Source organism: Pseudomonas lundensis (assembly GCF_002269125.1).
GTDB classification, from domain to species: Bacteria; Pseudomonadota; Gammaproteobacteria; order Pseudomonadales; family Pseudomonadaceae; genus Aquipseudomonas; species Aquipseudomonas lundensis_A.
Window position 1 is genome coordinate 1 of record NZ_NQKI01000058.1, and the last position, 11190, is coordinate 11190.

8 protein-coding genes are annotated in these 11190 nt (G+C 48.7%); 7 read left to right on the plus strand and 1 reads right to left on the minus strand.

Annotation, left to right across the window (positions count from 1 at the left end):
- Positions 1-354: 354 nt before the first annotated feature.
- The 3 genes from CJF39_RS21830 to CJF39_RS23815 are packed head-to-tail and all read left to right on the plus strand — an operon-like array spanning position 355 to position 5465.
- The gene (locus CJF39_RS21830) at positions 355-2523 is read left to right on the plus strand and encodes a DDE-type integrase/transposase/recombinase (protein WP_094995282.1); all 2169 of its coding nucleotides are present in this window, start codon (positions 355-357) and stop codon (positions 2521-2523) included.
- Entirely contained in the window at positions 2520-3968 is a 1449-nt protein-coding gene (locus CJF39_RS21835) for an ATP-binding protein (RefSeq protein ID WP_094995283.1), read from the plus strand. Before CJF39_RS21830 ends, CJF39_RS21835 begins: the two co-directional genes overlap by 4 nt.
- Before the next feature lie 24 nt (positions 3969-3992).
- A complete protein-coding gene (locus tag CJF39_RS23815) occupies positions 3993-5465 on the plus strand; it encodes a TniQ family protein (protein WP_094995284.1) in 1473 nt (490 codons plus the stop codon).
- Positions 5466-5468: 3 nt separating this feature from the next.
- On the opposite strand, the gene CJF39_RS22905 is transcribed toward CJF39_RS23815, so the two are convergent.
- Complete coding sequence (locus CJF39_RS22905; protein ID WP_141232216.1) at positions 5469-6365, minus strand: hypothetical protein; 897 nt, start codon at positions 6363-6365, stop codon at positions 5469-5471.
- 381 nt (positions 6366-6746) lie between these two features.
- On the opposite strand from CJF39_RS22905, the gene CJF39_RS21845 reads away from it, so the two are divergent.
- The 4 genes from CJF39_RS21845 (at position 6747) to CJF39_RS21860 (ending at position 11001) form a co-directional block, all read left to right on the plus strand.
- A complete protein-coding gene (locus CJF39_RS21845; protein ID WP_094995285.1) occupies positions 6747-7397 on the plus strand; it encodes a DCL family protein in 651 nt (216 codons plus the stop codon).
- Between the two features lie 176 nt (positions 7398-7573).
- Positions 7574-8047, plus strand: a complete 474-nt coding sequence (locus tag CJF39_RS21850) for an antitoxin Xre/MbcA/ParS toxin-binding domain-containing protein (RefSeq protein WP_094995286.1) — start codon at positions 7574-7576, stop codon at positions 8045-8047.
- Between the two features lie 675 nt (positions 8048-8722).
- Positions 8723-10576: a DEAD/DEAH box helicase gene (locus tag CJF39_RS21855; RefSeq protein ID WP_094995287.1), complete on the plus strand. Its 1854-nt coding sequence runs from the start codon at positions 8723-8725 to the stop codon at positions 10574-10576.
- The gene (locus tag CJF39_RS21860) at positions 10573-11001 is read left to right on the plus strand and encodes a hypothetical protein (RefSeq protein WP_094995288.1); all 429 of its coding nucleotides are present in this window, start codon (positions 10573-10575) and stop codon (positions 10999-11001) included. Before CJF39_RS21855 ends, CJF39_RS21860 begins: the two co-directional genes overlap by 4 nt.
- The last annotated feature ends 189 nt before the right edge of the window (positions 11002-11190 follow it).

Below are 11190 nucleotides of genomic sequence, written 5' to 3' on the forward strand. Positions count from 1 at the left end.
GAATAACCCCCAAACAAAAGTTGGCCCTGGCGGCCTGACCTCTATTTTTGGTAAGTGCTAAAAGTGGGGGGATTACCCATCCTTCTTTGCCTACAGAAAAGAACATTGTTAACCTGCTCAACTTTTTAAGTCGATGTGAAACTGATCAAGTACCGCTAAAAGTACTATTGGAAAAAGCTTCAAGAAATATCTACATAGACTATATGGGCGTGAAAGGTCTTTTTCATCATCTTCTATGGATCGGTCGCTTAGACATGGATCTAACTTCAAAAGTTATTAGCTTATCTCAGCCATTGCATGTGTGGATTAGTCAATCCCCTCCGTCTGTTATAGCGCCAATCGAGGTATCCAATAATGCTAAATCTGCGAGTTAACGGCATAATTTCTCCAGGTGAATACTCTAGCCTGCTTAAAAAGCCAGTTAGGATATTAGGTATTAAGGATGATTACATTTTAGTAATTGAGCTGTGTACAAATCCGACCAAGCCTTGGCAAATTGAGAAGTCACTTTTGGTCGAAGAGATCGACTCCGGGGCGGCTGTGCTAAACCAAGAAATGGTTCCCATGCACCTGCTCAGAACTGATGATCAGATAAGCGAGAATGAAAGACATAGCAGGGACAGAAACTGGGACCTAATTCGGGACTTGGTGGAAAACCAGGCAGCCTTAGATATTTTAACTACCAATTTCGGGGCCCTCGTTTCGACTCATGCGATAAAAATGGGAGTAGATCGAAAGCAAATCTATCGACTTCTTTATCGATACTGGAGTATGGGGCAGACTCGTAACGCGCTTCTGTGGAATACCAGTGCATGCGGAGGTCGAGGAAAAGGCAAAAGCCGTGCTTCTGGAATTATTCCTGGGCGGCCGCCCAAATATCTAGGCGCGGTTGTTAGCGAGGATGGCGCTATTATGCTTGAAAAGCGGCATCTGACCCACATCCGCTTGGCTTATGGGCGTGTCGCTAGTGGGAAGTGCGGTACTCTTGGAGACGCACACACTTGGATGTTAAATAGATTCTATAGGGAAGTTTTAACTGACGGCACGAAAGGAGACGTGGTACGCGGCAGTTATCCCTCTATCCATCAGCTTAGGCATCATGGGAAATTGTTCTTCGATGACCTTTACAAGTTAAAGAGGCGTGGGGGAGCCATTCGTTATAATAAAGATCATCGTGCGCTCGTTGGGTCGGCATCTATGGGGTTATTCGGTGCAGGCCATCGCTATGAAATAGATTCGACCATTGCCGATGTTTACTTGGTACACCGTATCAACAGATTGTGGCTGATCGGTCGGCCAGTGCTCTACGTTATCGTGGATACATTCACAAGAATGATTGTGGGTATTCACGTTGGTCTTGAAGGGCCAAGTTGGAATGGCGCTAGACATGCTATTTACAATGCGTGCACACCAAAAGTAGATTTTTGCAAACGTTATGGCATTGACATCGATGAAGTTGATTGGCCATGCGCTCATCTGCCGATAGAGCTTGTTGCGGATCGTGCTGAGCTTTTGAGCGAGGCCGGTGAGGCGATGACGAAAGTTTTGGGTATTGCCGTTAAGATTTTGCCACCCTTTCGACCAGATTGGAAAAGTATTATTGAAAGCCGATTTCGTCTAATTAATGAAAAGTTAGACCTAAAATTTGTACCAGGAGGCGTTGACGCTCGAAAAATGGAGCGTGGGGATCGAGACTATCAGCTTGATGCGATCCTCGATATCGACGAGTTTACCGAAATGGTAATCGTAGGGGTATTGGCTCACAATAAAACCCTTCGGGTACCTCATATTCTTAGTCGTGAAATGATTGCGTCAGGGGTGGAGCCAACTCCAATAGAAATTTGGAAATGGTCCATGGCAAACAGCCTGCTTGATTCTAAGGTAGTTTCTCCTGCAGAGCTCAAGATCGCCTTGTTGCCTTCGCAGGAGTGTCGTATCAGCCGAGGCGGAATTAACTTCCAAGGTGTGCAATATACTTGTCAAACTGCAGTTCGTGAAGAGTGGTCCGAGCGTTCACATAACCTTAAAACTAAATACGTTAGACTTTATTATGATCCGAACTCTATTGAGAATTGCTGGATCAAATCTGAAGCGGGATTTGAGTCACTTACGATAGTGCCGCAACATCGGCAAAAGTATGGCGGACTCCGTATGGAAGAAGTCTTTGATATGATCAAAATATTGAATCAAGTCTCGCCTGACGCTCGGTATGAAGTTGACAACACTGCAGCGCTACTGAGAGGCCGTCAAGAAGAAATCCTAGATCGGGCGAAAACCAAGCGCGAGGTTCAAGGTAACCCGAAATCGAATGCTGACTTCAAGCGGGACAAGCGTTCCAAGCGTGCTACGGAAGCTCAGAATGAGCGCGACCAACACACCGCCGATCTGAATCAGCTTCGTATTGTGGATAACCCGGTTGTTACGGAGGAAAATCCCAAAACAGTCGCGAGAAAGCACAGTTCTGCGAGAAGTGCTGACTTCCTGAAACTGGTGGTAAACGTGAGTAATGAGACCAATCGATGAGTGACTTCAGCTTCGCTCCTGCTGAATACAACCCTACCGGGATGCCTCAATACGATGGCAATCCACTGATCGAGTGCCTTCCGAGAATTCTGTCCGATATTGATGTTGTCAGGCGCGTTGGGAATCTCCCAATGAAGCCTGATGATGCGGAGCGGGCTTTGGAGCCCAAGCTTCGCGGTCACGGTATCAACAGGATGAAGGACGTCATCGTTCCCTTTGAGATTCATCTGCGCCTTGAAGATTTGTTTAGCCAGTTGATTCGCTACGGATACACCGGGCGCAACCCGCTGCTAGCGGCGACTGTTAGACATCGGCTTCCTTCCTCTGCTGAGGTTAGAGGCCACGGCTTTATGTCGACGGCTGAAACCATGACTCTTATTGGATTAAGCGGCATGGGTAAAACAACCGGGCTTAATTCTATAGCTAGGCTATATCCACAGGTCATCAGCCATAGTCAGTACAAGCAGCAGATTTTCATCGAGACTCAGGTTGTCTGGCTAAAGATCGAATGCCCTCACGATGGCTCTCTACGAGGCTTTTGTGTGGCGTTCTTCTCAGCACTGGATGCAGCATTATGTATCGAGAAATACTCTCGTAGAGGTGCTGCCGGCAACAGCATCAGTGTCATGCTTCAGCACATCAGTCAGTTGTGCAAAACCTTTTTCATCGGCGCATTGATCATCGATGAGATGCAACATCTCTGCTCGTCGCGAGGGGGACAAGACCGGGAAAAGCTGCTCAACTTTTTCGTGACGCTATCAAATGACGCCGGTGTCCCGCTGGTCTATGTCGGTACAAATGCGATGCTTCCGCTATTTTCGGGTGTGTTGCGAAATGCCCGCCGGGCGGCGGGGATGGGACCCATCGCTTTTGATAGGTTCAGCGAGGACGATCCATTTTGGGCGCATCTGGTTTCACAGCTTTGGGCCTATGACTGGACGACGTCCTGTGCTCCTTTGACTGATGGGCTCCTTTCCAAGATCTATGATCTCACTCAAGGAAACACAGATTTCCTGGCTAAACTCCTTATGCTTGCTCAACGGCACGTAATTTGGGAGGGCATTGACTCGATAACGCCAGCGGTGCTGCAGCAGGTTTATGACACCCAGATGAGGCTTCTACACAAGCCCATCGAAGCGTTACGAAGCGGTGATCCTCTGCAAATAGCTGACTTTGAGGACATGATGCCCACTAAGGACCAGATCGCTCAGATGATGAACTACGATCTGGCGCGGCGAGCGGACAGATCACATCTTTCCCTGCTTACTCAGGCGTCGATTGCCCCTGCAAGTGAACCCATGGACAAACCGGCCACCAAGGTTGCCAGTCGGCCTTTAGTTCCGGTGGATGATGGGTCTGTGAAGAGCGCCCATCTCATCAAGGACGAGGATGTGCAGACTCAACTCGAACAGCGCGGCTGGGTGGATAAAGACGCTGCCTGGTGACATGACTCATGGGGGTTGAGGTCAATGGAGGGTCTACTTTTCTTTCCTCAGCCGTTGCCTGATGAATCGATCTACAGCTTGGCCGTCCGTTACCACAGGCTGGCGGCCAACATCAGTTATCGCGTCACAAGCCAAGAGCTATTTGGAGCATATTCCAGGACCTGTGGCTCTATTCTTCCGTGTTGTTTGGGGAGGCTATCGCAACGGCTTGGCACACTCTATTCAGTAAAAGATCTGGTTGATCGCTTCACTCTTTTGCCTCTCTATCGACCATTTGTGGACGATGTTAAGTACCGCGCCGCCATTGTGGCGATGACTGGCAACGACGGTACAGGGCTTAAGATGAGTCTGGGTATCACCGCCTCGAGATTTCTAAGGCACGCGTCGTTCAGATATTGCGAAAGCTGCGTCAGGGAGGACACCCTGAGGTACGGCGCTGCATACTGGCATCGTGTTCACCAGGCTATTGGCACCTGCATTTGCCCCCTCCATAGAGACGTGCTTTGGGCTATGACATTTCCGGATGGGGCAGATTGGCGTTGCATGCTCCTACCGGCTGAAGCAGGTGGAACTCCAGTACTGCAATCACCTGGCGAAACAGCAGCTGGTTCCATTGCCAAAATGCAACTCTGGGGGCTTGAGAATCCCAAAAACGTACAGTCGCTTCTGGCTGGGGATTTTCTAAGATGTCGTTTGGATGAGATGGGGTTTATCCAGTCTGGCCGAACCAGAGAGCGGATGTTGAAATCTTTCCTAGGTCCGCGACTCCTTTGCGGCCCTCCCGCTCCTGAGTTTCAAGAGATCACGCATTCTTCTGACTGGATTTTTCGAGTTTTACGCCCACGCGGAGTCGTGCAGCCTTTGAAGTTCTACTTTCTGTGCTGGCTACTGGGTTTAGATCTGGAACAACTCAAACTCTTCCCCCCCAAAGATGCTCTCCACAGTGTGAATCTCTCTTGCAGCAATGGTTCAGCCAACGTTGCAAATAAGGAAGATATCGAGGCGCGTCGATCAGCGTTTTCCAGCAGTTCCAACCTGAAATGTCACGAGAAACCTGGCTATATGTGGCTGTACCGCCATGATAGAGAGTGGTTAGCGCAGTATGTGGCTTTACACCCCTTCATCAGGTCACGGGGGGAGTTGATCAATTGGGGGGCTAGAGACTCAGCCCTCGCGCGCGAGCTTTTGATCGCGAATGAACGGTTGCGGTCTGCAGAGGGTAAACCTCAGAAGGTTACACGCGCCGCGCTATGCAGACTTGTAGCGCATAGCCATGACTTTTTGAGAAAGCCAAATCATTTCCCCATAAGCATTAAGCTGATGGAAGATTTACTTGAGTCTTCCCATGATCACCAAGTACGGAAGATAAAGTGGGCGGTCAAAATTTATGTGCTGGATGAACGATGTGCAAAGAGTGTTGTGTACCGATTTTCAGGTATTAGAGTATCTCAGGTGAGCGATGGCGAATATAGTAGTCTTCTCCGCAGTAGGGCGTAGTGTTCAATACGGGTGCCATTGGGAAACGCCTGCCTCATGCAAGTTTTTTCTTAATAATGTGCGAGTATCTTCATTAGTCAAAAGATCAAAATAGTGATCAGCAGTTATGCAGCCTAGGAATGCACAGAGTGAGAGATTTTTATCCAATAACCGGCCATTGTTGCCTAGCGTAATAGATATGCCTAATTCTCGCGCTATGATATTGTCTAGACCTAGACTACTATTATCGTCTGCATACCTCTTGGCATATTTCAATGTTACACTTTGATGAATTACAGCATCAGCTAAAATCCGTTTGACCGTTGCACCACGGTAACCCAACAAGTCTGCAATGAATTTCGCATATAAGCGGGGAGTCGAGTTTAGTTGAGCCTTCGAGCGTTTTGAATATTTGTACCGTTTGCTGCATATACCTAATTTTGTTATGTCGTGTTTTCTAATGGGTGCTGAGCATTGTGGGCAGGATTCAATAAGGGCTGAACCGTGTATGCTACAAAACATTACAGAAGATAGTACATGTCTGCAATGTATATACGGGCTTCCATGTGTTTCAATATCTTCTAAAACGCAGTCGCGGCATATCCGCATCCAAATTTTAGGAGTGACCTCTGTATATGCACGTGAGCGGCCTAGCGCTGCGTTTAGAGGGTGTAAGGTATTATTGTTTAAGACATTTTCAGTGATATTATGTTTCGTAAGAAAATCGGGAAACTTAAATTTGGCGTAGTCCCTCGATTCGGTTTTTACAGGCATTAAGCACTTGCTAATTCCGAAACCGATTCTTGGGATCGGCTTTATATAAAATTCTTCTTTAGCTATAGATTTAATACCAAGCAGCTCATTCCCTCGCTTAAGTGCTGACGCAATATACTCACCAGGCAAAGGCGAAAAAATTCTCATAAATAGTTTTCGTATAGAGTTTTGTTAGTGAGTGTTATTCCTGAACACGCTGGCCATCTTACCTGATCAACGAGCGCTTTCATTTGTTAATCTTGCATCTTGAGGTAGATTTCAATGGCTGATCCCGGACTATAAACTTCCGTAGCCTCCTGCTTGGTATTGACTCAGCTCGTCGCTAGCCATAGCTGCCTGCCTCCTACGAATGAAAGCTCATCGTTGAACCTTCAATGATGATAGGTGGCGGTCTCCAAGGATCAGCTGCGGTAGAAGATCCATGTCCAACCCAGTGATTCCTGTAGTTAAGGATGATGCATCTACGTGGTAATGTCGATGTGCTGAGCATGGCCTTAACCCTGACTGCACACTGAAAAGGACGTTTGTATGCCTGCAAAACCCGTGGGATTGCCGAGTAAGACATTCGCTAAGCAAGGTGAGGCGACGGCCTTCTTCAAAGCCATGCTTGCACGCTACGCTGATGGAGAGTTCTTGAACTCTGTTGACGAAGACATCTTGTATGAGCTATTGCAGCGACATCCTGAAGCTGATCAAAAAATAGGGGTTGGGGTGCAAGCTTTTTTCAGAAACAAATCACCAGATCATCCCACGAGCTGCTTTCACCTCCTACGGATTGATGGGAGCACTACAGACTTCGGATATCCTACATGCATAACTGGACGTGCTCCGAGCTTACGCCATGCCTTTTATGAAGCCTGTCGGCGTTCAGTAGTAGCCGAGTTAATGGTACAGAAACAGAGGTTATGCGACATGTCGCCCAATGGAATACAGTGTGTGCGAACTGGAGAGCTGACCACTATCCACACCTCAGAATATCGCCACACCGAGCCAAGATTTCGCGATATTGTGAGGGGATTCATTCAGATGAAAAATCTGGTTATTGATTCCTCCATGGTGACAGACAGCCAAGACATGCAATACACGACGGTATTCACAGACCAAACGATGGCTGTAGATTTTATTAACTATCATGCAACAGTAGCCGGGCTAGCAATCTTTAAAAAATATGTGCGCTGATGAGTGATGCTTTGAGCAAACGAAGCAGCCGCGTTTCTATGTGGCTCTTTGTCACTCGTGTTTCCGTGCCTGATGGCGTCTGAGGCCTACCACAGTGCAAATCTGTGCAGCTGGTCAGCGATGCTGGTCTCGTAAGCTATAATTAAGATAGGTAGCCGGTTATTGGAGCATCTGGAATGATCGCAAATGAAAGTGGTAAATCTGTCCCAGTTAATGGAACTCTTACCCCGACTGAATGCTTGACTAAAGGGCGTATAAGGCAGCTCTCCCCGTCAGATGTCGTCTCGTTAATCTTCAGCGGATTTGAACTTGACGACGTTACCGCTATGATCTCGTTGTCAAAACTTTATTCAACGGCTCAAATAACCGAACGAATTTTGGGAAAAAAGAGGCGGTCAATACAAAGACAGCGCAGCAAAGATTATCCAGTCCGCCTGAGCGCGCATCAAAGTGCCGTAGCTTTTCAATATGCTAAGACCTTAGAGCACGCTAATGTTGTCTTCGGTAAACAAGAGACTGCTGAAGACTGGCTTAGTCGTCCATGCCCGCATTTGGATGGCCTGATTCCCCTAGACCTTATTGCTAATGCCATTGGCTTCCAAGTGGTGGAAGACTATTTGGAGAGGATCGAGTTGGGGATATATCAATGACTATCCCAGTTGTCGTTAGCCTGGTAATCCATTGTTCAGACAGGACAGCCCGAGGAGTCTATTTTGTCGAAACCCCGATGCCTCTCAACCCTCTCGGTGTAGTAGCTATCCAACCTCATACGAAAGCTAGCGAGCTCGGTTAGAGGAAGACAACAAATGAAGGGACGCCGTAAGGTCAAAACATACAAATGGTTGATGAAGCAGCAGTTCATCGAAGAAGCACGGTCGGTTCTTGTGCGTAGAGCAGCGTCCCGGCCTCTTTTCCTTGCCTCTCAACCGACGGTTGAAGAACCCATTGGAGTGCTGGCAGGCACCCGAGCGGTGCTACCTAAGTCTCCTACGGATGGACGCAAGCGGAACGTTCGCAAACTCTCAGACCTTTAGGGAGGTTGTAACCCAGTAGTGACGGTAGCTTTTCTTTATTCCCGATGTTGGTGGCTATAGCATTTTCAAGAAAAAACAGAGCCCATGGCGTGATATCACTAGGCTACAATCCTGATTAGCCCACATGCTCTGCTGTCAGGAACGCTGATGACTGCGAGCTCGAAATATGGATATTTCAATGCTCCCGTCTGCAGCACTTCAACTCCTCATACCTCTGTTCGCCGGTCACCGAGCATTTGCTCAGTGTGCGGGCACCTTGGCGCGCGCCGTCGATAGGAATCGCGACTGTCTATGAATTACTTCACCGAAACGGCAGCCAATATCCTTGGCAACAACAAGCTGCGTACGCCCCAAATTGAGGCATACATTAAAGCGCAGGACCACTTCGCTAGCTCCGACGAAGACGCGCTGATCGTGTTACCGACCGGAACAGGGAAAAGTGGGCTGATCTCCATCGTACCGTTTGGGCTGGCCAAGGGCCGAGTACTGATCGTAACGCCTAACCTCGTAACGAAGCAGAGCATCCGCAAAACCCAAGAACTTCTGGAAGACAATTTCTGGATCAATCAGGACATTATTTTCAGTGCTGATGATCTCCCCGTCATTTGCGAGTACAACTCCAAGACGCTCTCCTCTAGCTTGGAGCAGAGCCACTTCGTTTACTCAAACATTCAGCAGGTCCACAGCGAGCGGGCGGGGTGCTTAACCAAGCGTGTGTCGCCAGACTTCTTCGATCTCATCATCATCGATGAGGGCCACCACGCCCCGGCTGATACGTGGCAAAGAACGCTTGGATATTTTGCAACGGCCAAAAAGATTTTCATCACTGGTACCCCTTTCCGTGGTGACAAACTAGAGGTCCCAGGAAAGCTAATCCACGAAACACCTCTGTCCGAGGTTATGCGGGATCGGTACGTCAAGTGGTTGAGGAAAGAGACCGTCAACGCGCACGAACTCTACTTCACCCTGGCAGAGCAACCGGGTGTTCGCTTGTCTAAGGATGAAGTACTTGCTCTGAAGGACAAGGAGTGGCTAGAACGAAGCGTAGCGCTTTCGCCTGAATGCTCGATGGATGTGATTGAGCGAAGCATCGCCAATCTCAGCGAGCTACGTAAGGTATCGCCGAAGGTTCCCCATAAGATCCTTGCTGTAGGGTGTAGCATTAGCCATGCGGTAGATCTTCAAGCTTGGTACCAGTCCAAGAGCCTAACTGCAGCTATCGTGCACAGTGACATGGAGCAGTCGGATCTCGATTCTGCATTCCGCGCGATTGACAATCACGAGTGTGATGTCGTCATTTCTGTGAATATGCTGATGGAAGGTTATGACCATCGCTATCTCACAATACTCGCTCTTTTCCGTCCTTATCGCAGCATCAACGCCTTTGCGCAGATTGTAGGCCGTGTGCTTCGTGCAATCCCGGCTGAGGAGATAACGGCCTTCGAAGTGGACAACAATGCGGTGGTGATTTATCACGAGGAAATCGGTCTAGACTCGATGTGGAGCGCTTTCCAGAAGGAAGTCGACCGAGCCCAGCATCAGCGAACGCGTGAGTACACTATCACCGACACAGATTACATCAGGAAGGAACAATCTCTGGCAGGCGTCAGCTCATCTGACGCGTTCGTGAGCGATCGCGACTCCTATCTTGATGACCTTGATTTCAATAAGATTTTTTCTGACAAACGGGCTGAAATCGACTCCATTGCGACTCAGAAACTGCATGCTATGTCGGCCCTCTCAGATTACGACGAAGCCACGTTGGCGCAGTTCAAAAACCTCATCATCAATGCTGAAACCAGGAAAGCTGCCCAAACGATTGATCCCAATCTTGTGGCAAAGCGCCCTGAAATTGCTCGCATGCAACTACGCGAGATAATTACGAAAAAGGCACAAGATGAGGTGGCGACGTTGCTCAGCGACCTAGGAATTGACCAGAAGGCTTCTACCCTTTATCCGAGACTCAGCCGCCACCTAGTGGGAATTCAACCCACCATGCCTAACGACGGTATACTGGTGAGATTTATTAACGCCAAGCTCGTGAAGAAGTTCGGGAAAGTCGCCGAACGAGACACTAACGCACTATCTAGGTCCATTGAGCATATCGAGGTAATCATGATTGAACTGAAAGGTATGCTGAAATGAGTCTCGAATCCATCAAAGTGCTTGTTGACGAGCTCTCGACCCTCCACCTGACCCGTGGTGTTCAGCCCAGTGAACTGGTCGATAACCTCTTTGAGGATGCCTATGTCGAATCTTCCGCCCGTAAGACGCCTAATGGGCTGGTTTTCGAATTGAGCTTCACGGAGTCGGTCGAGGATGAATCCCTGAGCAAAGTCACAATGCGCTACACCTACGACCGCAACCGTCATTTAGTACTTGTAGAAGAGAAAATAGCGGCCAAAAAATTCAGTGTTCAGTGGGATCGTGCTCGTGCAGTCCAAGAGCGTATTGGAAAGCTTGAGGCGCTGCTATCGACAAGCCTACCGCAAGCCAAGGTCGCGCAGATCTTGGCGACGATGCCTCAAGACTACCTCGCGCTCGCTCCACGGCTTCGATTGGTAGCGTAACCAATACCGCCTTCCTCTCACTGCGGCTGAGGTTCTGGCAGCCATTGTCTCGCCGTAGAGTTGATCTACATGAGAGAGCGAATGTGTTGGACGGTGGTAGTCGTCCGAGGAATGTAGTGGTCTAATGAAACCGGACACTCATTTAGGCGAGAATGCTCGCCATATCGAGGTGTCAGATGACCAAGCAAC

Bases quoted from the DNA above. Each gene is read 5' to 3' on its own strand.
- CJF39_RS21830 (WP_094995282.1), top strand. From the start codon at position 355: ATGCTAAATCTGCGAGTTAACGGCATAATTTCTCCAGGTGAATACTCT.
- CJF39_RS21835 (WP_094995283.1), top strand. From the start codon at position 2,520: ATGAGTGACTTCAGCTTCGCTCCTGCTGAATACAACCCTACCGGGATG.
- CJF39_RS23815 (WP_094995284.1), top strand. From the start codon at position 3,993: ATGGAGGGTCTACTTTTCTTTCCTCAGCCGTTGCCTGATGAATCGATC.
- CJF39_RS22905 (WP_141232216.1), bottom strand. From the start codon at position 6,365: ATGAGAATTTTTTCGCCTTTGCCTGGTGAGTATATTGCGTCAGCACTT.
- CJF39_RS21845 (WP_094995285.1), top strand. From the start codon at position 6,747: ATGCCTGCAAAACCCGTGGGATTGCCGAGTAAGACATTCGCTAAGCAA.
- CJF39_RS21850 (WP_094995286.1), top strand. From the start codon at position 7,574: ATGATCGCAAATGAAAGTGGTAAATCTGTCCCAGTTAATGGAACTCTT.
- CJF39_RS21855 (WP_094995287.1), top strand. From the start codon at position 8,723: ATGAATTACTTCACCGAAACGGCAGCCAATATCCTTGGCAACAACAAG.
- CJF39_RS21860 (WP_094995288.1), top strand. From the start codon at position 10,573: ATGAGTCTCGAATCCATCAAAGTGCTTGTTGACGAGCTCTCGACCCTC.